The organism is Rhodohalobacter sp. (assembly GCF_034521535.1).
GTDB lineage: Bacteria > Bacteroidota > Rhodothermia > Balneolales > Balneolaceae > Rhodohalobacter.
The window spans coordinates 180,648-206,710 of sequence record NZ_JAXHMF010000010.1; the positions used below are offsets into that span (position 1 = coordinate 180,648).

24 protein-coding genes are annotated in these 26,063 nt (G+C 41.2%); 23 read left to right on the forward strand and 1 reads right to left on the reverse strand.

What is annotated here, in order from left to right; all coding sequences use genetic code 11:
* Nucleotides 1-298: 298 nt before the first annotated feature.
* The 16 genes from U5K35_RS19100 to U5K35_RS19175 all read left to right on the forward strand — a co-directional run bounded on the left by U5K35_RS19100 (nucleotide 299) and on the right by U5K35_RS19175 (nucleotide 20,468).
* On the forward strand, nucleotides 299-4,525 hold the full coding sequence (locus U5K35_RS19100) for a PAS domain S-box protein (RefSeq protein ID WP_322573120.1): 4,227 nt from the start codon (nucleotides 299-301) through the stop codon (nucleotides 4,523-4,525).
* 4 nt (nucleotides 4,526-4,529) lie between these two features.
* Nucleotides 4,530-5,192, forward strand: a complete 663-nt coding sequence (locus U5K35_RS19105) for a response regulator transcription factor (protein WP_322573121.1) — start codon at nucleotides 4,530-4,532, stop codon at nucleotides 5,190-5,192.
* Between the two features lie 99 nt (nucleotides 5,193-5,291).
* Nucleotides 5,292-5,693 (forward strand): hypothetical protein, encoded by a 402-nt coding sequence (locus U5K35_RS19110; protein WP_322573122.1) that lies wholly within the window; start codon nucleotides 5,292-5,294, stop codon nucleotides 5,691-5,693.
* Between the two features lie 144 nt (nucleotides 5,694-5,837).
* The gene (locus U5K35_RS19115; RefSeq protein WP_322573123.1) at nucleotides 5,838-8,012 is read left to right on the forward strand and encodes a PAS domain S-box protein; all 2,175 of its coding nucleotides are present in this window, start codon (nucleotides 5,838-5,840) and stop codon (nucleotides 8,010-8,012) included.
* Between the two features lie 23 nt (nucleotides 8,013-8,035).
* Nucleotides 8,036-8,401, forward strand: coding sequence for a response regulator (locus tag U5K35_RS19120; RefSeq protein WP_322573124.1), 366 nt, complete (start codon nucleotides 8,036-8,038; stop codon nucleotides 8,399-8,401).
* Between the two features lie 9 nt (nucleotides 8,402-8,410).
* Nucleotides 8,411-9,616, forward strand: a complete 1,206-nt coding sequence (locus U5K35_RS19125; protein WP_322573125.1) for a GAF domain-containing sensor histidine kinase — start codon at nucleotides 8,411-8,413, stop codon at nucleotides 9,614-9,616.
* A 10-nt stretch (nucleotides 9,617-9,626) separates the two neighbouring features.
* Nucleotides 9,627-10,139: a phosphoheptose isomerase gene (locus tag U5K35_RS19130; RefSeq protein WP_322573126.1), complete on the forward strand. Its 513-nt coding sequence runs from the start codon at nucleotides 9,627-9,629 to the stop codon at nucleotides 10,137-10,139.
* 561 nt (nucleotides 10,140-10,700) lie between these two features.
* Nucleotides 10,701-11,213, forward strand: a complete 513-nt coding sequence (locus U5K35_RS19135; protein ID WP_322573127.1) for a hypothetical protein — start codon at nucleotides 10,701-10,703, stop codon at nucleotides 11,211-11,213.
* A gap of 113 nt (nucleotides 11,214-11,326) precedes the next feature.
* Nucleotides 11,327-13,570, forward strand: coding sequence for a bifunctional (p)ppGpp synthetase/guanosine-3',5'-bis(diphosphate) 3'-pyrophosphohydrolase (locus U5K35_RS19140; RefSeq protein WP_322573128.1), 2,244 nt, complete (start codon nucleotides 11,327-11,329; stop codon nucleotides 13,568-13,570).
* Between the two features lie 157 nt (nucleotides 13,571-13,727).
* Nucleotides 13,728-14,057: an HU family DNA-binding protein gene (locus tag U5K35_RS19145; RefSeq protein ID WP_101073114.1), complete on the forward strand. Its 330-nt coding sequence runs from the start codon at nucleotides 13,728-13,730 to the stop codon at nucleotides 14,055-14,057.
* A gap of 4 nt (nucleotides 14,058-14,061) precedes the next feature.
* Nucleotides 14,062-14,493 carry a Holliday junction resolvase RuvX gene (gene ruvX, locus U5K35_RS19150; protein WP_322573129.1) on the forward strand — a complete coding sequence of 144 codons (432 nt, stop codon included), beginning with the start codon at nucleotides 14,062-14,064 and terminating at the stop codon, nucleotides 14,491-14,493.
* Between the two features lie 7 nt (nucleotides 14,494-14,500).
* Nucleotides 14,501-15,061: a peptide deformylase gene (gene def, locus U5K35_RS19155; protein ID WP_322573130.1), complete on the forward strand. Its 561-nt coding sequence runs from the start codon at nucleotides 14,501-14,503 to the stop codon at nucleotides 15,059-15,061.
* Nucleotides 15,062-15,070: 9 nt separating this feature from the next.
* Nucleotides 15,071-15,997, forward strand: coding sequence for a methionyl-tRNA formyltransferase (gene fmt, locus U5K35_RS19160; RefSeq protein WP_322573131.1), 927 nt, complete (start codon nucleotides 15,071-15,073; stop codon nucleotides 15,995-15,997).
* 187 nt (nucleotides 15,998-16,184) lie between these two features.
* Nucleotides 16,185-16,871 carry an ankyrin repeat domain-containing protein gene (locus tag U5K35_RS19165; RefSeq protein WP_322573132.1) on the forward strand — a complete coding sequence of 229 codons (687 nt, stop codon included), beginning with the start codon at nucleotides 16,185-16,187 and terminating at the stop codon, nucleotides 16,869-16,871.
* Between the two features lie 570 nt (nucleotides 16,872-17,441).
* Nucleotides 17,442-18,440, forward strand: a complete 999-nt coding sequence (gap, locus tag U5K35_RS19170; protein WP_322573133.1) for a type I glyceraldehyde-3-phosphate dehydrogenase — start codon at nucleotides 17,442-17,444, stop codon at nucleotides 18,438-18,440.
* Nucleotides 18,441-18,593: 153 nt separating this feature from the next.
* Nucleotides 18,594-20,468: a glycoside hydrolase family 13 protein gene (locus tag U5K35_RS19175; protein WP_322573134.1), complete on the forward strand. Its 1,875-nt coding sequence runs from the start codon at nucleotides 18,594-18,596 to the stop codon at nucleotides 20,466-20,468.
* 376 nt (nucleotides 20,469-20,844) lie between these two features.
* On the opposite strand, the gene U5K35_RS19180 is transcribed toward U5K35_RS19175, so the two are convergent.
* On the reverse strand, nucleotides 20,845-21,261 hold the full coding sequence (locus U5K35_RS19180; protein ID WP_322573135.1) for an OsmC family protein: 417 nt from the start codon (nucleotides 21,259-21,261) through the stop codon (nucleotides 20,845-20,847).
* A 556-nt stretch (nucleotides 21,262-21,817) separates the two neighbouring features.
* Here U5K35_RS19180 and U5K35_RS19185 point away from each other — a divergent pair.
* The 7 genes from U5K35_RS19185 (at nucleotide 21,818) to U5K35_RS19210 (ending at nucleotide 25,998) form a co-directional block, all read left to right on the forward strand.
* Nucleotides 21,818-22,060, forward strand: coding sequence for a thioredoxin family protein (locus U5K35_RS19185; protein WP_322573136.1), 243 nt, complete (start codon nucleotides 21,818-21,820; stop codon nucleotides 22,058-22,060).
* A 15-nt stretch (nucleotides 22,061-22,075) separates the two neighbouring features.
* Nucleotides 22,076-23,050 (forward strand): permease, encoded by a 975-nt coding sequence (locus U5K35_RS19190; protein WP_322573137.1) that lies wholly within the window; start codon nucleotides 22,076-22,078, stop codon nucleotides 23,048-23,050.
* A 15-nt stretch (nucleotides 23,051-23,065) separates the two neighbouring features.
* Complete coding sequence (locus tag U5K35_RS19885; RefSeq protein ID WP_416221678.1) at nucleotides 23,066-23,281, forward strand: NAD(P)-binding protein; 216 nt, start codon at nucleotides 23,066-23,068, stop codon at nucleotides 23,279-23,281.
* Between the two features lie 30 nt (nucleotides 23,282-23,311).
* Nucleotides 23,312-23,911, forward strand: coding sequence for a sigma-70 family RNA polymerase sigma factor (locus tag U5K35_RS19195; protein WP_322573138.1), 600 nt, complete (start codon nucleotides 23,312-23,314; stop codon nucleotides 23,909-23,911).
* Nucleotides 23,912-24,690: 779 nt separating this feature from the next.
* Nucleotides 24,691-25,041 (forward strand): type II toxin-antitoxin system RelE/ParE family toxin, encoded by a 351-nt coding sequence (locus U5K35_RS19200; RefSeq protein ID WP_322573139.1) that lies wholly within the window; start codon nucleotides 24,691-24,693, stop codon nucleotides 25,039-25,041.
* Nucleotides 25,038-25,319, forward strand: a complete 282-nt coding sequence (locus tag U5K35_RS19205) for a helix-turn-helix transcriptional regulator (RefSeq protein ID WP_322573140.1) — start codon at nucleotides 25,038-25,040, stop codon at nucleotides 25,317-25,319. The genes U5K35_RS19200 and U5K35_RS19205 overlap by 4 nt, the downstream gene beginning before the upstream one ends.
* A gap of 142 nt (nucleotides 25,320-25,461) precedes the next feature.
* Entirely contained in the window at nucleotides 25,462-25,998 is a 537-nt protein-coding gene (locus U5K35_RS19210) for a hypothetical protein (protein ID WP_322573141.1), read from the forward strand.
* The last annotated feature ends 65 nt before the right edge of the window (nucleotides 25,999-26,063 follow it).

Sequence of the window (26,063 nt, forward strand, 5' to 3'; positions counted from 1 at the left end):
ATTAGAAACATTGCCACTGAAACATGGAAATAAAACTGAAAACTCCGTGCTTTTCTGTGTTTCACTTCGCGTAAACAGATTTGCCGTGGCAACAAAGTAAAATACAATGAATCATGATTTTGTTGGCTCGACAAAATCTTACAGACTCTTTAAAGAAGGCGTGGGTGGTTGAAGAGAAGAGTAATCTTAGTATCGAGCTGAGGTGGAAAGGTTGACCATTCTTTTCCATTAATTTACTCAATATCTTGACAGCCAAGATTCATTTTGGTAAAGTGATGAAAACCGAATTACTTCGTCTATGAAATTTACCCCTCTACGTATTACGCTTATCTACTTTCTGTTTGCAGTGGTATGGATTACCACAACCGACACTTTAATAGAGTGGTTTGTAGACGATACCTCTATGATAACGGCAATGCAAACAGCCAAGGGGCTATTCTATATAACCATTACGGCTTTGGGGCTCTTTTTTATGATGAAGAGCTATGAAAAGTTTGTTACGAAAAATCAAGCTGAGCTGGAACAGAAGGATAGGAGTCTAAACCTGGCTTTGAATTCTGCCAGGATGGCTACCTGGGAATATTTTGTAGAAGAAGACCGATATAAAACTTCAACAAATCACCATTCACTTTTTGGGTACAGTGCGAGTGCTGATATAACCCTTGAGAAGATATACGATAAAATTCATCCAAATGATATTGAGCAGTTTAAGGATGAAGTAGACCTTTTATTTGAAAAAGGAACTGAATTTAATGAGAAGTACAGGGTTATTTTACCGGATGGAGAGATAAGATGGTTGTGGACCCGTGGAGAAGTGTTTCGAAAAAATGATACCGTTGATCGCGTAACAGGTGTTACTATCGATATTACCGAGAGCAAAGAACTTGAACTGGAGTTGGATAGAGAAAAAGAGAGACTTCAGAAGCTGTTTGAGCGAATTCCGGTGCTGATCAATGTCTACGATGAAGATCGAAATTTTATAACTATTAATAAATATCATGAACAGGTATTGGGTTGGACTGAGGATGATATTAAGGAAAATTCGCTTTTAGAATTGTGCTATCCCGATCCTGAATATCGCGCAGAGATACTCGACGACATCATAAATCTGAACAAAGGCTGGAAGGAGTACCGGGTTGTTACAAAAGACGGAGATGAGCGTTACCAAATGTGGACGAATATTGTACTCAGTGACAGCACCTTTGTTGGAGTAGGATATGATATTACGGAGCAGAAAATGCTGGAGGAGCAGATTAAAAAAGAGAGAAAAGAGCTGGAGGTGATTTTTGATAATATGCCCGTATTTATCAATCTCCACAAGAATGGTGCTTCTATTGGGCAGATCAATAAATATTTTGCTGAGAAGTTTGGGTACTCTAAAGAGGCTGTCAAAGAGAAAAATATTTTAAAGCTAATTACTCAGCAGAAAGATTTTGAAAAGGCTAAACAGCAAATTGCGAAGTCTGACGGCAGCTGGGTGGATTTTGATCTTGTTACAAAGAGCGGTGAAATTATCTCCACCACCTGGATTAATGTTACAATCAGCGAAAATAAATCTCTCGGGATCGGATTTGATATTACCGAAAGGAAGCAAATGGAGGAACAGCTTCGAGAAAATGAGGAGCGGCTTCAACTAACCACAACCAGTGCAAATGTCGGGCTGTGGGAGTGGCATCCGCAAAGCGGTGTTACAAAGTTTGATGAAGTGTGGGCTAATCTGGTTGGGTATACCCTTAAGGAGCTGGAACCGGTGAGTATAGAAACCTGGAATGAGCTGCTGCATCCCGATGATCACGAAGTTTTTAAAAATGCCGTCGAGGAGTATTTCAATGGTAATGCACGTAGTTATGGGTGTGAAATACGGATGAGGCATAAAGCCGGTCACTGGGTCTGGATTTTGGACCGTGGAAAAACGGTAGAGTGGGATGAAGAGGGCAACCCGACTCGTTTGGTGGGAACTCATATCGACATTACAGAAAGGGTAGAGTATGAAAAAGAGAACAAGTTGCTTGCTAATGTGTTTCGGAAATCGAATACAGCACTGGCAGTTTGCGCCCATCAGACAAATGTTGTTAAAAGAGTGAACAGGGCTTTTTCAAATCTTTTTGGCTACAATGTTACAGAAATGACCGGGATGTTGGTCGAAAAAATATATGATGAGGTAGGCTTCAAAATATTTAAAAGCAAGCAGGAGGTTCTTCAAAAGAGTAAATCGGTTTCATTTGAGGTGGACCTGCTTAAAAAGGATGGGTCTACGTTCGCGGCGTTAGTCAATATGTCTCTTGTAGAAGATGAAGGGATGTCTGAACCGTATCGTGTTACCACGGTACAGGATATCAGTGAGCTGAAGCAAATTCAGGAACAATTGGCTTCTGAGCGTCAGCGTTTTGAAATGGCTGCAAACAATGTTTCGGATGTTGTTTGGGAGTGGAATCCGGATACAGGTGCTGTTTGGTGGGGAGAGGGAATAGAAACGGTGATGGGATATCGCAAAGAGGACTATCAGGGATTGACAGATTTCTGGCAGCAGCATATGATTGAAGAGGACCGCGATCGGATATTGGGTAGTCTGCGTGAAGCTGAAAGAGATGGCTCAACTGAGTGGGAAGGCGAGTATAGATTTATCGCCGCGGATGGAAAGATTCGCGCCGTAAAAGATTCTGCCGTTCTAATCCGGGATGAAGATGGAACACTGCAGCGGATTATTGGAGCAATGGTGGATATAACTCCCGTTCAGGAGTATCAAGAGATGCTTAAAGAGGAAAGGAATCGATTTGAATTGATAGCCAGATCGTCAAATGATATTCTGTACGATCATAATTTTGATACCGGTAAAATGTGGTGGAGTGAGGGATGGGTGACTCGTTTTGGCTATCAAAAAAGCGAGATAGAGGAAAACGTAGAATGGTGGGAGTCTAAAATACACCCTGAAGATGTTGAGAGGGTATCAAAAGGCATACTACGCGCGTTGGAAAGAGGAGAAGAGTTTTGGTCTGGAACATATAGAATAATGGATGGTTCCGGTGAGTACAGAATTGTTTCTGGCAAGGGATACTTTATTCGCGGTGATGAATCGCAACCGGTGCACCTGGTAGGAACCATTTCAGATATTACAGCCGATGAAGTTGCAAAAAGAGAGCTTCAAAAATCGGAAGAGCAATACAGGCTTCTTTTTGAACGCAGTCCGATACCTATGTGGATTTATGATCCTAAAACATTGAAAATTGTCACCACAAATCAATCCGCAATTTCGAAATTTGGATACAGTGAAGAAGAATTTAAGAGCTTAAAGATTTATGAACTTCATCCTGAAGAGGATCTCAAAAAGATAATGGCTGAGATTGATCGAAGCCTACAACAAAAAAGCACAGGTTTTGATACCTGGATTCAGGAAACAAAAGCCGGACAAAAACTAATTGTTGAACTTTCAGGGTCTGAAATTTTTTATGAGAACAAAATCCATCGGCTTGTTATAGCGAATGACATCACGGAAAGAAAGGAAGCCGAACAGCAGTTAAAAGAATCTGAAGAACAGTATCGTCTTCTGTTTCAGCAAAATCCAATTCCGATGTGGATATACGATCCGGATACGTTTAATTATTCCGAGGTGAACGATGCGGCTGTTCAAAAATATGGGTACAGTCGTAAAGAGTTTAAAAAAATGACGATTCTTGATATAAGGCCTGAAGAAGATATTGAGAAAGTTCGTGAAGCTGCGGAAAGAAACAGGATGGAGGGGCCGTCATTTTTTGAAGAGTGGACACACTGCACGAAAGCCGGTGATAAGCTTAAGATTATGATTTCAGCTTCTGATATTTTTTATGAAGGAAAGCATCAGCGGCTGGTTATTGCGAATGATATTACCGAGCAGCGCAAAGCGGAGGAGCACGCTATCAGTGCTATTATTGAAGGAGAAGAGCGTGAAAGAATGAGAATTGCAAAAGAGCTACACGACGGGCTGGGTCAGTATTTATCGGCAGCTAATATGAACCTCAAATCAGTTTTTGAAGACGCGGATAAGCTTTCAGGTAAACTTTCGGATACGTTCGAAAATGGCCTGCAGCTTTTAAACCATGCGATTTCTGAAACACGCAGTATTTCTCAAAACCTGCTGCCAAAAGCGATTCAGGATTATGGGCTCGAGCTTGCTACTGAGTCTTTAGTCAGCCAATTGAAGAAATCAACAAAAATAACATTTTATCTATATCACAACGTAGACGGTGTAGAACTCCCTGAAAATGTGCAGATTAACCTGTACAGGATTACCCAGGAGGCGCTGAATAACGCCATTCGCCACGGTAAACCCAATACCATTAATGTTCAGCTGATCTACTCTATGGGGGAAATTCTGCTTACAATCGAAGATGATGGAATAGGATTTAACGTTGAGGAAAAAGAGGGGAACGGACTTGGATTGCGAAGTATGAAAACCAGAGTTGGCGCTATGTCGGCAAATTTGGATATTATTAGTAACTTAGGCAGAGGTACAATCGTATCTGTGGTAGTTCCAATAAATATGGAGTAAAAATATGGCAAATGTAAAAATACTGCTGGCTGACGATCATAAAATTGTCCGGGACGGAATAAAACTCATGCTTGAACCACAGGCCGGAATCGACGTTGTTGATGAGGCTGAAAACGGTGAGAAAGCCTTGGAAGTTCTCAAAGATCAGTTAGTAGACATCGTTGTGATGGATATTAATATGCCCATTATGGATGGAATAACTGCCACTAAAAAAATCAAAGAGGAGTATCCGGATGTAAAGGTGCTCGCTCTTACGATGAGCAATGATGATCTTCATATTCGTCAGATGATTCAGGCGGGTGCATCCGGCTACATTATGAAAAGTGCAGGTAGAAAAGAGCTGAAAGCAGCGATTGATGCCATTATGGAGGGCAAGCACTACTTCAGTGATGAAGCTACAGAGAGTATCATGATGGATCTGGTGAAAGGGAAGGGGAAATCGACCGCTCCCGATCCGATCCATATCACGGACAGGGAACTGGAGGTTCTTGAGTTGATCGTGCAAGAGCATACCAACCAGGAGATTGCTGAAAAGTTATTTATCAGTTCGAGAACTGTAGATGCTCATCGCCGAAATCTTTTGCAAAAAACCGGCGCCAGAAACACGGCGGGTTTGGTGAAGTATGCGTTTCAACACAACTTAATCTCTTCCGGTAAAGGTGATTAATCCAATTTTTCTGTAGGTGATAATACGGATGTCTCTGTCTTTATTTTAAGCTTTTGCACGAATACCGTCTTTAGATAACTCTGTATAGATTGATGTTAAATGAAGACGGGGAATAGAAATATCATCATTGTTGCAGAACACACGCCACGGGCGAGTCATTTCGAGAGTCTTATACGGGAAGAGTATAATGATTCGGTACTGGTTCATTTAGTTTCATGCAAAGAGTTGGCAAGCATGAAAAATGATGAAAACACTCTTATTGTAATAGATTTGATGGATTTTGAGCGGTCGGCGTTCAGGGTTATAGAAAATTTGAAAGAGACCCATTCATCAGCAAAAATATTAGCCCTGCACATCTATCAATCCGAAGAACTCATTTTGCCTCTGTTCAAAAAAGGAATTGACGGTTATATTTCCAGCGATCCAACTCGGCAGGAGTTTATAAAAGCAGTTAAAAAAGTAATGAACGGCGAAACATACAAACCCGACTTTTCGTCATAGGTATTCTTAACAGAATCTTGTTGTTAGTTCTACGCTTATTTACCGACTTTTAATTTAAGTGTTCGACGTCTTATTTATCTCCGAAATCGATTATATCTTGATTGAGGAAAATAAATAAGAGTGAGAAATCAATAGTTCCAAGAAATGAAGGATTTAGAAAACGCTGTTTTCAATGCGTTGCCGGGAGCGGCCGCCATTGTAGCAGAAGACGGCACAATTATCTCGACCAATTCTAACTGGGCCAATGGAAAAGAATCTTTTCATAAACTCGGTATGGCACAACCGGGGAGCAACTATTTTGATCATTGCCAAAAAGCGGTTAAAGAGGGTGACGACTACGCGCTGAAGATTGTTTTTGGAATGCGGGAAGTTTTTGATGGAGTAAAAAGCACCTTCGAACTCACCATGCCCTGTCCCGATGATAAACAATTCCCTAAAAAAAGCTGGTGTAAACTAACGGTTTCACTACTTGACAGTGAAGAAAACTGTGTGCTTGTCTTTTTTGAAGATGTGAGTAAAAATATGAGGGTTGTACGTGCCTTGAGGGAAACACAGGAAAGGTATACCCAACAGTTCAAAAACTCGCTGGCCGGAATCATTATCTCATCACCGGAAGGAGATATTTATGATGCCAATCCTGCCGCCTGCAAGATTCTTGGGTACTCCAAACGTGAACTGATTGAGGGAGGAAGGGAAATTGTGATGGATTGGAATCACCCAGTAAACCAAAAGGCGCACAAAGTAAGGGAGAAGAAATCCTTTTATGAAGGTGAAAAAATCTATAAGCATAAAGATGGAAGAGAGCTTGTCGTAGAGTCATCTTCTGTTTTATACAAAAATGAAGATGGCGAACTGCGATCGTTAAACACGTTCAGAGATATTTCTAAACAGAAAGAGACTTTAATTAATCTCAAACACGAAAAAATATTCACCGAAGCGATCATTAACAGTATTCCGGGTACCTTTTATGTATTGAACAAGGAGATGGACATTGTAAGGTACAATGATGCCTTTTTTGATGATCTTGGATATTCACCCGAAGAGATAGAGTCGAATAATGCGCTTCTCTATTTTCCGGAAGATGAACATGAAAAAATTATTAACTCTATAGAAGATGCCTTCGAAGATGGTTCTACCCACATTGTATCAAAAGTAATATCCAAGAACGACGGCATAAGAGTTTACCACTTGCTCGCCAATAGATTCACAACGGATAAAGGAGAATTTATCGTTGGCACAGGAACGGATGTGACCGATCTGGTGGATATTGAGAAAGAGAAAGATAAGAACTACGATATGCTTTCTCAGCTTTTTGAAAGCTCTCCGTTACCGATGGCAATGTTCAGCCCGGATAACAAAATTGTTAAGATCAACAACAGTTTTACCGAGCTGTATGGTTATAACAAACTGGAAGCCGTAGGAAAAGATGTCCATCGGCTATTGATTGAAGGAGACGAGCTGGGAGATGCCCAAAAGATCAGTGAACAGGTATTTTCAGGACAGTCGTATACCGACGAGGTGGAAAGGTTTACAGAAACCGGGGAGAAGCTCACTGTTTTGATGAGTGCTATTCCAATTATCCATGAAAAAGAAGTTGTGGCAGCCTACGTGATCTATGTAGACTTGACTGAACAGAAAAAAATGGAAATAGATCTTCAGAAGTCATTGGGTGAAAAAGAGATTTTACTGCAGGAAGTTCACCATAGGGTGAAGAATAATCTTGCCGTAATGGCCGGACTGATTGATTTGCAGATCATGGAGGAGGGCGATGCAAAAGTTCAAAATAAATTAAACGATATTCGCAGCCGGATTTTCTCTATTGCTAAAATCCATGAGAACCTCTACAGCAATGAAAGCATGGTTAGTATTAAGTTTGATGATTATCTCAGAACAATCATGGAGGCGTTGCCGCAAAAAGGATTAACGGAGTCTGACGAGCTGGATATCACGGTTGATGCCACACCGATTATTCTCAATTTAAATCAAGCCGTTCCGCTTGGTTTGGCTGTTAATGAATTGATGAACATCGTGTTTTCGCAGCATCCAAATGGGCGTAATCTGAAAGTTTTATTAGAAAAAGATCAGAACAACCTTGTATTGGTTTTTGAAGGCGATGCGATCAGTACAGAGTTATTTGAGCGGAACGGAGAAGTGGAATCATTCCCAAGTTTACTTATCAGCATCTTTTTATCACAAATACACGGTAAAATGAATGTTAGCAACAATGGAGTAAGCCGACTGGCCATTGAGTTTGAGCAGATGGATGTAAAAGGCTCTAGCAGCTCCCTTACAGAAGAGCAGAGTTCAATATTTAATTAAAGATTATTCATAAGCGAATAGATATGCGAGTATTAATAATAGAGGATGACATGATTCTGGCCTTGAGCCTTGAAATTATGTTAAAGAAAATTGGTTATAAGGAAGTTAAAAAAGCTCATACCGGAGAAAAGGCACTTGAAACAATTGTGGATTTTAAGCCGGATCTCATGCTTGTAGATATTTTTCTTGGTGCAGGTATTTCAGGGATAGATGTAGTGAAAAAGGTACAAGAAAACAGAGACGTGCCTGTCATTTACATTACAGGTAATTCAGACGACTACCATAGAAAGCAAGCAGACGAGACCGATTATTTAAGCTACATGGTGAAACCGATTACGTTCACGGAATTGAAAAAAGTTCTGCAGACAGAAAACGCGGAACAAACTTAATACTTAAAAATGGCTGTCAGCAAAACAGTAGACGAATCTGAGCAAAAGCGAATTGAAGCACTTCATGCCTACTCCGTTTTGGATACGGCTCCTGAAGAGAAGTTTGACGATTTGACCACACTTGCAGCAGACTTATGTGATGCACCCATTGCCAGAATTAACCTAATAGATACAAGTCGGCAGTGGGCTAAGTCTATTCACGGGATGTCTGAGGAGACACGTGAAGTTCCCAGAAATATTACCGTTTGCCAATACACTATTCAAAAAAATGAAGTTCTTGAAATTAAAAATTTGACTGAGGATTCTAGATTTAAGGATTTTTCGTATGTGAAAGAACATCCAAATCTGAGATACTATTTGGGAGCTCCACTTTTAGACCCGGATGGCTACGCTATCGGTGCTCTCTGTGTGCTGGACTATAAAGAGAGAGAAATGCCTGAAAAGCAGAAAAAACAGCTACAAATTCTGGCAGGAGAAGTGATGGCGCGCCTGGAGCTTCGTAAGCAAAACCACAAGCTTAAGGAACTGAATGAGCACAAGCTGAAATTGATGAAAATGCTTAGCCATGATATGCGCTCTCCGCTAAACGGTATTATCGGTATGAGCAATATGCTCAGTGAATTGGTTGAAGGAGATGAAGAAGCAGAGATGATCGAACTCATGGAGCAGAGCGCGATGCAGCTCAATCATATGATTGACGAAATATTGAGTTACTCCCTGATGGAGTCGAAAGGTTTTACGTTAAACTCCACTGAAGTAGATCTGAAAGCAGTCACTGAGTCAATGAAAAGGCTGTATCAACCCGTAGCAAAGTCGAAAAGTGTGGACTTGAACATAAGCTTAGATGCTGATGAAATGGTTTGTATTGACAAAGATAAATTTGAACAGATCTACGGCAACTTGCTGTCCAACGCGATTAAATTCACAAGATCAGGCGGACAGGTTCGGGGAGAAATTGAATTGAGGGATGGTGAAATAAAGCTTAAAGTTGAAGACAGCGGTGTAGGCATGGATGAAGATACGGCTTCGGATCTGTTTCAAAACGGTACTTCTGCGTCAACCGGTGGAACTTCGGGAGAGAAAAGTACAGGACTTGGTTTGGCGATCGTAAAATATTTTGTTGATCTTCATAATGGAGTAATCGATGTTAGTAGTGAGAAGGATAAGGGGACTACATTTTTGATTACTATACCATTAACCGAAGATTGTAAATAGAAATAGGACATTGACTGATAAAAACAGGGTATCAACAAAGGAAGAAGCTTTTAATAAAGCTGAGGGCATTCTCAAGAACAGTAACTTTTCGATCGTAGCATCTGATAAAAGCCGGCCTTGGGGTGGATTTTTTGTTATCGATGAGGAGCAGTCTGAAGCGTTCATCTCTGAGTTTTTCCCGGAATTAGACACGGATGATTTTTCAAAGTTTGATAAGCTGAGCCCGAAGCTCCTGATGGTGGCCCCTCAAAAGAGATTGAGCTGGCAGTATCATCACCGGCGCTCAGAAATCTGGAAAGTGATTGACGGCAAGGCAGGTGTGGTGGTCAGTAAAACCGATGAACAGACACCGGCAAAAACTTTGGAACTCGGGGATACCGTACGGCTGGCTCAAGGTGAAAGGCACCGATTGGTCGGGCTGGATAACTGGGCCATTATCGCTGAAATCTGGCAGCATACTGATCCCGAACATCCATCTGATGAGGATGATATTGTAAGGGTGGAAGATGATTTTGGCAGATAGATTCTTCTTATCGTCTGCACTTTTACAGTGAGATAATTAACGTGAGTTCGAGATATGGAAGTGACGCCAAAGTCCCCCTTCAAAAGGGGGACACTCTTTACCAAATCCAAAGTATTTACATCGAACTCAAATTAGTTAAGTGATTTTGGTATGAAGATTTGGATCTTTACTCTATCTATGGAAAAACCAAAAAACATCTTTCTAGATTTCCCCTTTTTAGATGTTGTGGGATAACGTTGCACAGACAAAATCATAGATCAATTCATTTTTCTTTACAGCCACGGAAACACGGAAAAACACGGAATAGAAGTAAGCAGAGGGATTTACACCCCTCCCTCTCCTTCGCTAAAGCTTCAGAGAGTACTCCCCTCAATGGGAGATCTTCTTTTTAAACTGAAGATCTTGCCACATACTCAGTTTATATTGGTTGGCATTCTCTCTTTATTTAATATTGTCTACTTAACTTTCCTTTAACCGGATCGCAAGATGTATCCATTCAAAATAGTTTTTTGTGCCTTTTGTTTGTCAGGGTTGAGTATCCTCTCATTACCGGAAAAAAGTTTGGCTCAGATTGGAATAGGAGGTGGACTGGATATTCGCAGTGAAGAGCCCACACACGGATACGGACTTCGCCTGGAGTACAGAATAATAAATTTACCACCGGTAGCAGATCTGAAAGTTCGTGCCCATGGAAGCTATTTTTCTGATACCCGGAAAAGGAGTTACACCGTAAACGGTTTGGTATCAGAAGTATTTGAAGAAAAATCCGCTTTCGATATTGGTGCAGCCATTATTGCCGGTATCAAGTTGGGACCGGTGGATCCCGTAGCCGGTATTGGTCTTGGTATTGACAGCTCTGAATTGGAGACAGCACGTAATGCACCCCGACCCAATCAGCTAAGAGGTATAAATGAAGAGAACTTATATTGGAATCTATTTTTTGGCGGAGAACTATCTATCATCCCCTACATAAAGCCGTTCTTTGAATATCGCTTTGTTCAGTTAATCAATCCCCAAAATATTGATATGAAAGATTCAGAAAGGTTTTCGCTGGGTATCATCTTTAGATTTTAGTTCGTTATTTATAGGTGCAGAGTCTTTTTGAAATTTCTGTATTTTACCGTTTATGAACTGTTTTCATTTACGTAATGTTTACCAATAACAAATTAATACAAGCGTAACCGTCTATGGCAAAAGTGGATACAGATATCCGCGAGCAGATCGAAATGTTCGATCTCGATAAGCAGCAAAAAACTGAGCTGACTGAACTGCTGGATCTATGCCATGCTTCTCTGGATGAAGTTGACGAAGAGCTTATTACAAGAGCTTTTAAGCTCTGTTGCCTGTCGCATCAGGATGTAAAGAGGGCGTCCGGTGAACCTTATTACCTGCACCCGGTTGAAGTTGCCAAGATTATGGCCGGCGATTTCAATATTGATGACGAATCGGTTACAGCCGCACTTCTTCATGATACGGTTGAAGATACCTCCGTTACTCTAGACCAGGCTGAAGAAGTTTTTGGTCCTGTGGTGATGAACCTCATCGATGGCGTGACGAAGATTTCAGGTGTTTTTGAAAGCCGGGACACCAAGCAGGCAGAAACCTTTATGAAACTGATCCTCTCCATGGCGGAGGACATTCGGGTGGTGTTGATTAAATTTGCCGATCGTTTGCACAATATGCGGACCATATCTGCACTTCCGCGACAAAAGCAGCTTAAGAAAGCGACTGAAACGATGGAGCTCTATGCTCCACTTGCTCACCGGTTCGGGCTTTTTAAAATCAAAAATGAATTTGAAGATTTATGCTTTAAGGTAATTGATCCGAACTCGTTCAAATTTATAGTTCGCAAACTGAAGGAGAAGAAGAATGCGCGGGAAGAATTTATCCGGCAGTTTATGGATCCTATTGAAAATGAGCTGAAGGAACAGGATTTCAACTTCGAAATTAAAGGCCGGCCAAAACATATCTACTCCATCTACAGGAAGATGCAGGCTCAGCAGAAACCTTTCGAGGAGATTTACGATCTTTTTGCGATACGCATTATCTTGGAAGATCCTCATCAAAAAGAGGATTGCTGGCGGGTTTATTCTGTTATTACGGACTGGTATACTCCTATTCCCAAAAGATTTCGTGATTTTATTTCTGTTCCCAAAGCGAACGGTTACCAATCCCTTCACACCACAGTAATTACCAAACAGGGGCGTAAAGTTGAGGTTCAGATACGAACCCGGAAAATGGATGATATTGCCGAACACGGAGTAGCGGCCCACTGGAAGTACAAGGAAGGTTCCAGCGGCGGCAGTGCAGAACTGGATAAGTTTGTTCACTGGGTGCGAGATGTTCTCGACAGCCCACGTCCGGATGCCGCCACAGATTTTGTGAAAGATTTTCAGCTTAATCTGTACCAGGACGAAATTTATGTATTTACGCCTCAGGGTGAATTGAAGACATTGCCTAAAGGCGCGTCCTGTATCGACTTTGCTTTTGAAATTCACAGTGAAATCGGTGAACGTGCAGTTGCGGCGAAGATCAACGGAAAGATGGTTCCTCTGCGTCAAAAGTTACACAGTGGAGATCAGGTTGAAATTATAACGGGCAACAAAATTAACCTGAACGCCGACTGGATCGAAGATGTGGTTACGCACAAAGCAAGAGCCCGGCTGCGCCAGTTTATCAAACAGAAAGAGTTGAAAGTTGCTGAAGAGGGCCGTGAACTCTGGGAGAAAAAGGCAGCCAAAGGAAAGATAGAGATTACCGATCAGGATTTGATGAAGGTTGCTCATCGCTTCAAATTTGAGAACACTCAGGAGATGTTTTATGAGATTGGAGCGGGTGTATTTGATGTTAAAGACCTCTACAAAGTTGTTAAAGAGCTGAAAAGCAAAGGCAGAATTGAGTCTGATGAAAAAGATGAGACAACCGTTGATGAAGATGAACTTCAGGAGAAATATATTTCCACAGCACGTTCTGTCGGAGATTCAAAAGCTCTTTTGGTAGAGGGTGAGTTAAGCGGTATTAAATATAACTATGCAAACTGTTGTAACCCGATTCCCGGAGATGAGGTGATCGGATTTATAAGCCGGAACGGTGACGTAAAAGTACATCGATCAAACTGTAAAAACGCTCACCACTTAATTCGTACCGATAGTGAAAGAATTATTGATGTGAGCTGGGCTAAAAATATTGATGATCAATTCTTAGGTGCGATTAGGGTTATTGGAGAGGACCGGGTTGGTTTAGTGAACGATATCACGGAGATCCTTTCAAAGTCGTTGAAAACCAATATGAAGAGTATCAACGTAAGCAGTGAGGGAGGAATGTTTGACGGAATTCTCACCATCTATGTCAGCGATTTAAAACATCTTGAAGAGATAATAAACCGTCTGGAGAGAATAGAGGGCATTAAAAATGTGACGCGCTACGAGTAGCGTCAGAGTAACGACTACGTGCAGTAGGCGTTTTTACGTATAGAAATATGTTTGATTCACCTATTTTTATTTTCAAATCTTTTATTAATAATTGCTTAAATATATAATACATTGTAATTGATGTATTTGGAGTGAAAACAAACAAACAAGAAAAAAGATGGTGACTTATACAAAACGTGATATCGTGCGAACAGTAGCCGACCAAATGGACGTACCGCTCAATCAGTCCGAACCGTGGGTAGATGCTGTGATAGATGCTCTAAGAAGTAAAATGCTTGCTGCAGATCCGACTTGCCGGATTGAACTTCGAGACTTCGGTGTATTTGAAGTTAAGGAGACCAAAGCCAAACCAAAGGCCAGAAATCCTAAAACCAACGAAGTGATTTATGTGCCTGCACACCGAAAAACTCATTTCAAACCAAGTAAGCGTTTGAAAAAATTCTTGAAGCAGCCGCTTGAAGAAGTAAAGAAAAAAAGTAACAAATAGGTGATTGGCTAATTTTGGCAGAATCCTCGGGATAGATGTTGGCGGAAAACGGGTTGGTATAGCCAGAACTGATCTTTTAAGAACAGTTGCGAATACCGTGGCAACATTTTCACCCGAGGACTCTTTTATCGAAATAGAAAGACAGATCAACGAAGAGGGACCTGTAATTGCTATTGTGGTGGGATGGCCGTTAACTCCGGATGGAGAGCCAACCAACGCTACACAGATGGCACAGGAGTACTACAACTATCTGATAAAACGATATAAGGATATCGAGATCCACAAGATGGACGAGCGCTACTCGACTAAACATGCAATGGAAGCGATGAAAGAGGCCGGTGTGTCCAGAAAACGTCGCGAAAAAAAAGGCAGGTTGGATCAGGCTGCTGCAGCCCTTATTTTACAAGAGTTTTTAGAAGCATATCCAGAATTATAATTTATCTATGTCTGTTTTACCCATTGTGACCTATAACGACCCGGTTTTGCGTGAAAAAACCAAGCCGGTAGAAGAAAACACCCAAGAGCTTCAAACCCTGATCGATGATATGTTTGATACGATGTACAACTCTCAGGGGGTTGGGCTTGCCGCACCTCAAATCGGTGAGAAGATTCAGCTTTTTGTGATGGACGTCGATGGCATCACGGATGAGCTTGAAGACGAGACAAGTCGCGGGCCATTGGTTATCATCAATCCAGAAATTGTGGAAACCGCCGGCGAAAAAGTGAAGATGGAAGAGGGCTGTTTGAGTATTCCCGATGTTCGGGATGATGTGGTTCGGCCCGAAAGAGTAACGATCGAGTATCTTGACCGCGACCTCAATACAAAACATATTGAAGCAGAAGGCTGGGAATCGAGGGTGATTCAGCATGAGTATGATCACCTTCAGGGAGTTCTTTTTTTGGATTACCTTAGTGCATTTAAAAAGCGTTTGCACAAGTCACTTCTTAAAAAGATTGATAAAGGCACGCTTAAAATCGAGTATCCCGTAGTTCCAAAAAAGTGAGCCGGTAAAATGAAAAAATTAAGGATCGTGTTTATGGGATCGCCCGACTTTGCGATTCCTTCTCTCGAAGCTCTTCATAAATCGGAACATGAAATTGTAGCTGTTGCCAGCAATCCGGATAAGCGGCGCGGCAGGGGTGGAAAGCCTCAGCCCACAGTAGTGAAGAAAAAAGCGATGGATCTGGATTACCCGACCATTGATGTTGAAGATCCAAAGTCGGATGAGTTTGCTGAGAAACTGATACGGCTCAAACCGGATTTACTGGTAGTGGTTGCCTTCCGCATTCTTCCGAATGATATTTTATCCATTCCCACCATTGGCTCTATCAATTTACACGCGTCTTTACTGCCCAAATATCGCGGTGCGGCGCCAATTCACTGGGCAATTATTAAGGGAGAAGAGGAGACAGGGTGCTCGGTATTTTTCCTGGATGAAAAAGTGGATACCGGTGAGATCATAGCGCAGTTCAAAACAGATATTGGGCCTATGGAAACAACCGGTGATGTTTATAATCGTTTGAAAGATAAAGGTGCAGAGCTGCTGAAAGATGCGGTGGATCAGATTGCAGAAGGAACTACAGAGGGAAAGCCTCAGAAGCACGAGGAGGCAACTCCGGCTCCAAAGTTATTTAAAGAGAATACCAAGATTGATTTTAATCAATCTGCCGAGGATGTACATAATTTGATTCGCGGGCTGAACCCTTTCCCGACTGCGTGGTGCAAGTTTGGTGATCAGAAACTCAATATTCACAGATCAAAGCCGGGCCCCAAAACATCAAACGCGAAACCGGGACAGCTTGTTGATCTTGACAACAGGCTGTATGTTCAGTGCGGTGACGGATTACTCGAACTTCTGGAGCTTCAACTGCCGGGTACAAAACGGCTGTCCGGAGTTGATTTCTTAAACGGATACGACACATCCGTTCAACTGAATTGATTTGGACACCGGGAGGTTTCATTAAAATATTTCTTTAAATGAAGTGTTCTATAATCCTGATTTTAATCCCTCTTTTCAGGGAAATCGCTGTTGCTTTAATGTGATTTATTTTAGATATACTGTTCAGAATTAACCGGGACAAAATTTTTTATTAAAACGCATTTTTTAAAACTATTAAACCATCATTATGGAGCTTTCGCCACTATTACAGGCCGCACGAAATGGGAATTTGAACGAGGTTCAAAATCATCATAAGAAAGGTGCGGATTTGAACGAGACGCACAAGAATGGCAATACTGCCCTGATCTATGCCGCCGAAAATGGTCATCTTGATATTGTAACGTATTTGATTGAACAGGGTGCAGATCCTGCGGTACAAACGAAAATGGGTGGAACGGCCCTGAATCGAGCTGCAGAGAATGGGAGCATAGATATCATGAAATACCTCCTGGAAAACGGAACACCCATTGGTGGTCTGGCACTGATTGTTGCGGCCCGGGAAGGCAATCTTTCTGTCGTAAAACTACTGGTTGAGGCCGGAGCTGATGTAAATGCTCAGCAGCGCTGGGGACAGACAGGTTTGATGCTGGCTGCACGTGAAGGGAATACCGATGTAGTAAAGTATTTGATTGAACAGGGTGCAAACGTACGTCTTAAGGATAAAAACGGCGATACGGCCTTGCACATCGCTCTGGACAATGACAATTCAGATATTGCAATGCAGCTGAAGCGTGCCGGTGCAAAAGCACAGATTAAAAAACAGGTAACTCCTGTAGTTGAGGATGATGAGGAAGACGATTCTGATGTTGATGATGTGGATGATCTGATCTCAGGTGATGATGAAGATATTCCCGATGACATCGATCTTGACTAGTTAAGCTATTTCAAATTATAGTAGTTCAGAAAAGCCTTTGAAGTAATCAAAGGCTTTTTTTGTGGGATTTACAGAACGAATCAAAATCTACGGTCTAAAATGCTGGTTCTTTAATGTAGATTTATGTGATTTTTTATATCGATTTGTAGGCTGTAAGTGTAAAACAACTCAGCGTGGGGCACAGCCCCTCGTCAATAGATTCATCAAATCAGATAGCAGGCTGAAAGCCTGCGAGAGGTGGAATGTCACAGCTTTCCGTTTCATCTTTGAAATGCCATGAAGAAGATGAATCCTTGAGAGAAGACGCCTGAGCTTCAACTTGTTACAGTATCACCAAGTCATTCACTTGACAAAAAAATCAACACAGCCAAAATTATTTTCTCACTCTAACCAAAATCTTTGCTTAGAAAGTATGATCTTGAATTTGAAAAAGCGCTCCCATCGTAAATTATTAAAAATGAGGAGCGTAACTTTGATGAAATAATGGATTGAGTGAATCTAAACCGTTATTTTATTGTTATAAATACTGCAAACAAGCAGATAATTTAAAATGAAAAGGAGTAAAATTTTATGGCTAAAGTAAAAGTTGGAATTAATGGGTTTGGACGGATCGGCCGACTGGTTATGCGATCTATCCTAAAATATCAGAGTGATGAGATTGAAGTTGTAGGAATTAACGACTTGACGGATACCAAAACACTTGCACATCTTTTTAAGTACGATTCTGTTCACGGGAAATTTGACGGCGAAGTATATGCCGATGGTGATAACATCGTAATTAACGGAAGTAAAATTGGTGTAACTGCTGAACGTGATCCCGTAAATCTGAAATGGGGCGAGCGCGGAGCTGAAGTCATTGTTGAGTCAACCGGAATATTTCGTGATGACAAAGGCGCTGCCAAGCATATTGAAGCCGGTGCAAAGAAAGTAATTATTTCTGCACCTGGTAGCGGCGATCTTCAAACCATTGTAATTGGCGTAAATGACGGTGAGATTGATAAAAGCCAAACCGTATATTCAAATGCGAGCTGTACAACAAACTGCCTCGCTCCTATGGTGAAGGTTCTGGATGATGCGTTTGGAGTAGAGCAAGGATTTATGACAACGATTCACGCCTACACCGGCGATCAACAGATCGTTGACGGTCCTCACAAAGATCTTCGCAGAGCCCGTGCCGCGGCCGCTAACATCGTGCCAACAACAACAGGCGCCGCTGCAGCTGTAGGACTTGTACTTCCTCATCTGGATGGTAAACTGGACGGAATGGCTGTTCGAGTACCTGTGCCCGACGGATCACTTACAGACTTTACCGCTGTTGTGAGTAAAGACGTAACCGAAGAGCAAGTTCAGGAAGCGTTCAAAAAAGCTGCTAAAGGTGAGATGAAAGGCGTTCTTGAATTTAGTGATGAGCCGCTTGTTTCTACCGACATCGTTGGAAATCCACATTCATGCATTTTCGATAGCTTGTCTACGAAAGTAGATGGAAAAGTTGTGAAAATTGTTGGATGGTACGATAATGAAGCCGGTTACTCAGCACGTACGGCAGAATTGGTTACAAAGATTGTTTAATCACAATCAATTTTAGATAATACGTTTATACGTAGATTATTGACCCGCATGGAAATCCGTGCGGGTTTTTTTATACATATCCTACCTTTTACTATTTTGCATGAGATGTATGAAAACTACAGGTTAAACCAACTGCTACTTAATTATACTTCTATGAGAATTTCAAAGGCTATATCATCACTTTTATTATTCATCTTTTGTGTTCCTGTACTGGTTGCTCAGTCAATTCAAATAGACCGGGTTGAGCCGGAAAACTGGTGGATTGGTTTTCAGGAGCCTGAAGTGCAGCTGCTGGTTTATGGAGACAATATACAGACCGCAATTCCATCCGTAGACTATCCGGGTGTAACCATTGAGCGCATTACTCTGGTTGAAAATCCTAATTATCAGTTTGTTACACTTCGAATTCACGATGAGGCGGAGGCGGGAACCGTGGAGCTGGAATTTAACCGGGGAGAGTACTCCTACACCCATCCATACGAAATTAGAGAGCGAAGCAGCGATCCGAACCGCAATCAGGGTTTCGATTCAACCGATTTGATCTACCTTTTGATGCCGGATCGATTTGCCAACGGTAATCCCGAAAATGATAACATTCCGGGCATGCTTGAAGGCGTGAACAGGGATAATCCGAATGCCAGACACGGAGGCGACATTCAGGGTGTGATCGACAATCTTGACTACCTGGACAATCTTGGTATGACCGCAGTTTGGTTTACACCTATCATCGAAAACGATATGCCGCCGGAGTACGGTGCGTATCACGGGTATGCCGCGACCGATATGTATCGCGTGGACCGCAGATTTGGAACCAATGAAAAATACTTGGAGCTGATCGATAAAGCCCACGATATGGGATTGAAAGTGATCATGGATATGATTCACAACCACGTGGGAACCGAGCACTGGTTCGTAAAAGATCAGCCAACATCTGACTGGGTACACGACTTAGAAGAGGTTGGAACAACCAACTATCGTGCATCAACGGTGATGGATCCTTATGCTTCTGATTTTGATCAAAGTGCCATGGTGAAAGGGTGGTTTGTGAAGGATATGCCCGACATGGATCAGCGAAATGAACTGGTGGCGAATTACCTGATTCAAAATACATTGTGGTGGATCGAGTATTCCGGAATTGACGGAATTCGTATGGATACTCATCCGTATCCTTACAAGGAGTATATGGCAGAATGGAGTCGCCGCGTGCTGGAGGAGTTTCCCGATTTTAATATGGTGGGCGAGGCATGGATGTCCAATCCTCCGGCAACAGCCTATTGGCAGACCGGTTTTCCGAGCCCGGACGGGTATGAGAGCTATCTGCCCAGCGTAACCGATTTCCCACTTTATGATGCAATTGCGTCAGGCCTGAATGAAGATGCAGCCTGGGATCGCGGGATTTACAAACTGTATGATATTTTGAGTCAGGACTTTCTGTTTCCGAATCCCAATCTGAACGTGATTTTCCCCGGCAACCACGATCTGGATCGAATTTTCTCTGTATTGGGTGAAGACTACGGGAAATTTAAAATTGCACTTAGTTTTGTGTTGACTACACGCGGCATTCCGCAGCTCTACTACGGAGATGAAATTCTGATGACCGGCGGCGGCCCCGACGGACTGAAGCGAAAAGACTTTCCCGGCGGTTGGGAGGAAGATGCGATCGATGGATTTACGGCTGAGGGCCGGCAGGAACTGGCTGAGGAGACCGGATTTCCTGTGGTGGAGTCACATGAGTTTTTGACCCGCGTTGCAAACTGGCGCCAGGACAAAGATGTGATTCATAACGGAGAACTGACACATTTTCTCCCACAGAATAATGTCTACGTCTATTTCCGACATAATGATGAGGAGACGGTGATGGTGGTTCTGAACGCGAATGAAGAGGCCCAAGAGTTGGACCTGAACCGATTCTCAGAACTGATCGATGGACACACCGAAGGGTATGATGTTGCAAACGATCAAACCGTTCAACTCGGAGAAGTGCTCGAAGTGGATGCGCTGGAAGCGATGATTATTGAGCTTGAGTAATGTAATTTGAAAAGTGAAATGTTAGAAATTCCCCCTTTGAAGGGGGATTTAGGGGGATGATTCTTTGAGTGGTAATCAGTCTCTATTACTCAAGTTTCAATCACAGTAGCTTTTGCTGAAATGATTTTTGTACAGGCAAAAATAAATTGTAAACAGTTGCCACTTTTTTAACCTCCCCTTAATCCCCTCCTTGAAAAGGAGGGGAAATTTGTTTCTCATATCAATTGAAGAATTATGAGGCCTCAAATCTCAGATCTACTTCTTTATTGGTTGTAAACATTCAATTTTGGCTTTGAATGAAAATCTTTTCATCCCCCATTGCCCCCTTCAAAGAGGGACACGTCGCGCCTCAAATCTCAGGTCTCAAGTCTCAGATCTATTTCTTAATTTCAAAACTACTTGTCACTTTTGCTGTCTTCTCCAGGGTTTTGGTAACGGAGCAGTACTTGCCGAGTGAAAGATCTATGGCTTTTTCTACCTGTTTTTGATCCAGATCGCCTTTGAAGATGTAGTGCAGGTGAATTTCTGAGAACTCTGTGTAGGTTCCTTTTTTGATTCGTTCGCCGGTTACTTCAATCTGAATGTCTTCCGGATTTTGGCGCTTCTTTTTCAGGATCCCGATGATATCGATTGTTGAACACCCGCCTGCGGCCGCCAGAAGCATCTGCATGGGCCTGAAGCCACCGTTAATGCCACCAATGTCATCCGAGCCATCCATCTGAAGGGTTGCTCCGTCCTCATTTTTAGCTTCCATGTGGACATCATCGTTCAGGCGTTGAATTGTAATTTTCATACTGTTAAAACTGATTTTTGGTTGAGTGATTTATTCTTCAGATAATAACGAAATTTCAGGAGGGATGGCAGGCGGATCGTTTGATCAAGCTGTTTAAGCTGTGTAAACCTGAATGACTGGTTAAAAAATATTTTTTTCACCCCATTATTTAACATTCGGGATTTTTATTTAACCAGATGGTATTTCTAATTGCTGAATTAGAGGCACTCAACTATTATATAACCGGTTTAAGAGCTAAGCTTAAATTGAGTAATTACATGTTATATAGCTTAATATAGGGATAGCAAAATAATATAATGTAAAAAGCATTATAGAACTTAAGAGGCCTTGCTCTTCTATTACAGACTCTTAAGTAATTTTTAAGCTTTAGCGGGTAGACATTTCATTACGATCTAAAACTATTCTATATCAAGTCATAGTCCATTTCTTAGAACTATAAACGCTTTTAGCTTTTCTAAAAGTTGATGCTATAAAGTTTTTTGTGACTTTTCGGCCCTTTCTGCGACTACAATATCTCAACGACATAATAATCTCTAATTAAACAAATTAACTTGTTATGAGTACTGACGTTAAAATTTTGCAATCATCATGCTGCGCAAGTGGTTCACCAATTAAAGAACGAATCAAAAAAATTGCTGCTGAAAACAGCATAGAAATATCGATTGAAGAGTTATCAGACATACAAGAAACAGCTAAATATGGTACTACGGCCTTTCCCTCGTTGGTAGTGGACGGAGAAGTTTATGACTATAAAAAATTGTCATCTGATAAAGAAATATTGTCAATTTTGAATCAATAATTGAGCACGCTAACAATGGAACAATTGACTAATCTCTTTTCGAGTTTTGCAGATTATATTGTCTATAGTTTGCTTGGATTGGAAAAAGCAGGGCTGTTTTCTACAGCCCTGCAATATTTTATCACTACATTTATTTTGATATCTGTACTGGTGATTTTGGTTACATACATTATGGGTATTGTGACCAGCTATTTGCCAATGGATAAAATCAGGAAATATCTGGAAAGGCATAAAAAAACGGGGGTGGGGAATATTATGGCCTCGGCATTAGGCGCTATTACCCCTTTTTGTTCCTGTTCTTCTATTCCACTATTCGTGGGCATGATGCAGGCAAAAATACCGGTGGGTATAGCTCTGTCTTTTTTAATTACTTCTCCTTTAGTTAATGAAATAGCAATTGCTCTATTTTGGGTGACTTATGGGTGGAAAATTACAGTCATCTATATTATATCAGGAATTTTATTGGGGATATTGGGCGGTATTATATTAGAAAAGCTGGGTATGGCTAAATATGTAGCCGATTGGTTGCAGGATCTAGATAAAAATAACACCCAGGTTAAAGACGATGAGCGATCATTTCTTAAGCGGATACCTGAAATAAATGCAGAAGCCTTACAGACAACAAAAAATTTAATGCCCTATATTTTTGTTGGCATCGCCATTGGAGCGTTTATTCACGGCTATGTTCCACAATCATTTTTCGAAAATTATATTTCAGAAAGCAACCCTTTTGCCGTACCCATTGCGGTTGTGCTTGCTATTCCGCTGTATATTGATGCGGTTGGGGTTCTGCCAGTTATAGAATCACTGGTTAATAAAGGAGTTCCTCTTGGTACCGCAATTGCTTTTATGATGGCTTCGATAGGCCTGTCACTTCCAGAAGCTCTTTTGTTAAAAAAAGTGATGAAGAAAAAATTGATTGTTGCATTTTTCACCACCATTGGAATAGGAATGATCTTGTCAGGTTATTTATTTAACCTTGTAATGTAAGTGAAAAAGAAGTTTATGAAGATTTATGATACTATCATAATAGGTGGTGGGCAAGCGGGGTTATCTGTTGCTTATTATTTGCGAAGGAGTGATCTAGACTATCTTGTTTTGTACGATCACAAAGAAGCTGGAGGTTCCTGGTTGGAAACCTGGGATAGTTTAAAATTAGGGTCTTATAAAGTATTCTGTTTGCTTTGCAGTTGGTATGATTCTTTCCGGCCACATTTTTAACCTGATATTTTAATTAGATAATTTCTAATCATGGATGATCAATCATTGGATATCAGTAGCACGGCAAAGGAATTTTATTCTTACTTGAATAATTATATATCGAAAAAAGTAGGCGATCCCCATATTGCTAAAGATTTGACACAGGAAGTCATGTATCGACTAGCTAAAGCAGATGATGAGAATCGGAAAATCCAGAACGTAAAGGCTTGGCTTTTCCAAACAACCCGTCATGTAGTGGCCGACTATTATCGCTATAAAAATAATAGTCCGGTTGAGGATATCCGCAGCAATTTTTCGACAAATTCAACCACGGTAGAGGCGCCTCCGTTATCTGAAGTTGATTTTCTTATTCCCATGATTAAGTTGCTGCCAGATACCTATAGCCGTCCGTTGCTGATGAGTGATATTAAAGAGCTTCCTCAAAAAGAAATTGCAGAGAAGCTAAACATTGGGCTCTCGGCTACTAAAATGCGCATCAAGAGAGGACGAGAAAAACTACATGATCTATTTACTATTTGCTGTGATATAGAGTTCAGTTCAAATGGAGATTTTGTTAGCTGTACTGTCAAAGATCATTGCGAACCATTGCAGAAGTTTCGAGAAGAATTGTGTAAGGAAAATAGATGCTAAGCAAATTCTTGTTATCGATCCTATCATATAGCGCCATATAACCCGATTTTAGTTTTTCAGCGGCCTGCCTCGAGCAGAGCTTTCATCTATGGCGATCTTGTAGGTCAAAGTCTGTTCTGCACCTCTCCGGCATGATAACACGAACATAGAGCGCTGGGCCGCAAAAACCGAGGGCGCGCCCCTCAGGATTATTTCGTCGTGTTGCACTTATTACTTGAACTCAGAGGATAAAGATTCAACATTGTTTCGAGACAACTTGACTGGAAACCAATGAACGATCGATATGAATGGAATATCCAGAAATTCGTCATATTCGAAAATATACTTACCGGCCTTGAAAGTGAACTTGAATTGAAAATAATTTTACGATTTTTAGATGGACTTCCAAAGGTGTTTATCAATACGGCGGAATAGTAATGGAAGTAATTGAATAGACAGACTAAAGAACTAGCTCTAGAACAATGGCTTAATATTATACCGGACGTGACGAGGCTTTGATTTAACGCTGTTACTTGTTTAAAAAAAATAGCCGTTTATTAATGATAAGACCTCTGTGCCCGGCCACGGCCGTAAACCGGACGTGCCTCGCCAATTCTTGCCAGCTTCCATTTTTATAGTTACTCTTTCATTTGAAAACAATTTCATCGCGCTGGTGCACGCAGCTTATGCGCAATGTCGTTATGTTTCTCAATAGGATACTCATCAATGTAAGATATCCTTTCTCCTTTCTCTCGAAATTTTCCACTTGACAATGTTCGCATATATGCTAACCTTAACTTATGCGCGTTATTAAATTCTACAGGACCGAATCCGACAATTGCCCGGTGGAAGATTTTTTAAAAGATCTTCCTGATAAGCAATCCAAAAAGATTGCCTGGACATTGCGAGTAGTTCGGGATCTTGAACAAGTGCCAACGCAGTATTTAAAAAAGCTCAAAAGCACGGACGATATTTGGGAAGTTCGGGCAACTCTTGGAAACAATACGTTTCGATTACTGGGCTTTTTTGACGGTCCAAAACTGATTGTATTGACCAGTGGGTTTGCCAAGAAAACAAATAAGGTTCCAAAACAGGAAATTGAAACGGCTGAAGAGCGGAAACGTGATTATTACCGGAGGAAAGAACAATGAGTAAAGATGATTTAGAAATTTTTATCGATAAGAAGAAAGCGGCAAGTTCCGAGTTTGCGGAGAATTTTGAGGAAGGATATCTGAATTTTAAAATCGGAGTGATTCTTCGTCAGGCTCGAGAAAATATGGGTGTAACTCAGGCTGATGTCGCTGAAAAACTAAATACAACGAAGTCTGTGATTTCCAGAATGGAAAACCATGCTGAAGATATTAAGCTTTCTACGCTTACCAAATATGCACAAGCGTTGGGTAAAAAAGTAAAGCTCGAAATCCAGTAAATTCAAAACATAACTAGCAATTCCTGTTGACGGGTTCGTGTTGATTGCACGACTTTTGAGTTGATTGCCCTGCAGCAGAATTGCCAAACCGTTATAAGGCTTAACCCACACTTTACAATCCTAAATCAAAAATTCATCCGGAATGAAGAAATTGTTATTCATCATTTTATTACTAATATCATCAATTAAAGTGAGCGCTCAAGAAACACAAAAAGTTTGGCGGACGAACTTTATAAACCCGGGTTTTGAGTATGAACATACGATTACCTCTGAGTCCACCTTCTCAATAAACATAGGAGTTGGGTATAGTGGTTCTTATCCGAACTTGAGCACAACGTCTTTCCAAACGGGTGGTTTATATGCTATTGCTCCTTTTGCCGACTTGCAGTGGAAACGATTCTATAATCTTCAAAAAAGAGCAAATAAAAATAAAGTTACTGATGATAACTCAGGAAATTTTATCTCCATAAGATTTAGAACCAGAGGAAAGTCTATTGACGATAATTTTATTCGCAAAGCGAATTACGATTTTGCGATTGGACCAACGTGGGGTATACAGCGGTCTTTCGGCAATTTTCATTTATTGGTAGATGTAGGTCCTCAATTTTACTTTGATTCAAATGGGAATAGCGGATTTTGGCCTTTAATGCCTCAAATTAATTTTGGGTTCAATCTATAAAAGGTACGCCCTAAACATGCACATTACGTAGGACTTGCATTGCAGTCGGCTGCCGGTTTCGTTTG